The sequence below is a fragment of the Flavicella sp. genome (genome assembly GCF_029238425.1).
In the GTDB taxonomy this organism is placed as follows: domain Bacteria; phylum Bacteroidota; class Bacteroidia; order Flavobacteriales; family Flavobacteriaceae; genus Flavicella.
In genome coordinates, this window is the sequence record NZ_JAQWGB010000168.1 from 1 (window position 1) to 1,677 (window position 1,677).

General features: G+C 31.4%; 2 protein-coding genes. One reads left to right on the forward strand and one right to left on the reverse strand.

The window, feature by feature from the left end; translation table 11 throughout:
• Positions 1-415: 415 nt before the first annotated feature.
• Positions 416-742, reverse strand: coding sequence for a hypothetical protein (locus tag P8H68_RS11620; protein WP_300325251.1), 327 nt, complete (start codon positions 740-742; stop codon positions 416-418).
• A 194-nt stretch (positions 743-936) separates the two neighbouring features.
• On the opposite strand from P8H68_RS11620, the gene P8H68_RS11625 reads away from it, so the two are divergent.
• The coding region (locus tag P8H68_RS11625; protein ID WP_300325254.1) for a cation:dicarboxylase symporter family transporter at positions 937-1,677 on the forward strand (741 nt) is incomplete at its 3' end.

Below are 1,677 nucleotides of genomic sequence, written 5' to 3' on the forward strand. Positions count from 1 at the left end.
CTGCTATTTGAGTAAATGTATTATTCTGAATTAAAACATCTTTTGTTTGCTTGTGAAACTTACTGTTTTTATCAAAAATGGTTGCAGATTTTAATAGGATGTTCATTGAGAATTATATTTTAATTTTTCACACAAAATTGCAGCACACAAGTGTTCTTGTATGAGAAAGTTTGTACTAAAGCTTTATTGTAATTGTTAGACTTTAAAGAAATCAATGTTTTTGCTAATGAATTTAGCTTGTAGAAAAGTAGTGATTTAAGATACTTCTGCTGCATTGTTTCCTAAGATTTGTCAAAGATACACAAAGTTAATTAAATGATGATTTTTTTGATTTGGATTTTGCCAAAAAAATAGGTTTTAACCATAGTCTCCTATGAATTAAAACCTATTATAAATATTGGATAAACTTAGTTTATCATCCGTCAACCATTGGTTTGATATGGCTTACATCACCTGTTCCTCGTGCAAATAATATGTTTAGAAAAACGACAGCTTCTTTTTTTGATTTTAAATTCAATTTAAGTCGATCTAATTTAGACATGCTTGTATGTTTTTCTAAATCGTTATACAGATTCTCTATTTGATTTTCATCAACTTCTGCACTCAAACTTAAAGCGAGATCTGAAAACATATTAAAGTTTACAATATAACCATATTTATTGATGGTGTTTTTTATCTCTTCAATAATTTTCATTCGGTTTTTTGAAGAGAAAGCTTCCCAATTAAATTTTGTTTTTCTCATACCGTTCTCATTTAAAATTTATAATAGTAAATATACGGAAAGACTGGGTTGTTTATGGAAAAACCAAAGTGAAACAGCCAAACTCTACAGTGAAGTGCCTGCGTAAAAAAAATATTTAAAATGATTACAATATTGGATGCATTCTTTTTTTAATTTACATTTGAGAATCGCTTTAGAAATTGAAAATTAGAGATATGAGCTTGTCGAAAAAAATTGTGATTGGATTGTTATTAGGAGTCTTCATTGGCCTGTTCTTTGGAGAGTATTGCGGTTTCTTTTCCTATATAGGAGATGGCTTTATTGGATTGTTGCAAATGACGGTGCTGCCTTATATCATGGTTTCTATTATCGCAAACTTGGGTCGTATGTCTATGGAAGATGGAAAAACCATGGTGATCAACGGTTTGAAAATTTTATTTCTATTGCTTGCCACCGGGGTGGTATTTTTAGTATTGCTTCCTTTGGCATTGCCTAGTTGGTCTGCGGCTTCTTATTTTAAAGCATCTAGTATTGAGCCAGTACCTGCTTTGGACTTGTTAAGTTTATATATCCCATCCAATCCATTTGCCTCTATGTCTAACAATGTGGTACCTGCGGTTGTATTGTTTAGTATTTTTTTAGGGATAGGGATTAGTAAAATAGAACAGAAAGAGGGAGTTTTATCTGGTTTGGATGTTATTGGAGAAGGATTGAATCATATCAATAAAATGGTGGTAAAATTAACACCTTATGGGGTTTTTGCCATTGCAGCTTATAATGCCGGTACCATGTCGTTTGAAGAAATTCAGAGATTACATGCTTATATCATTATCTATAGTGTTGCCGTATTGTTACTCGGTTTCTACTGGCTTCCTTTATTAATTTCAAGTTTTACAGGCATTCCTCCAAAAGCTTTATTTAAAGAAACCAAAAGTACACTGTTGACTATTTTTGCC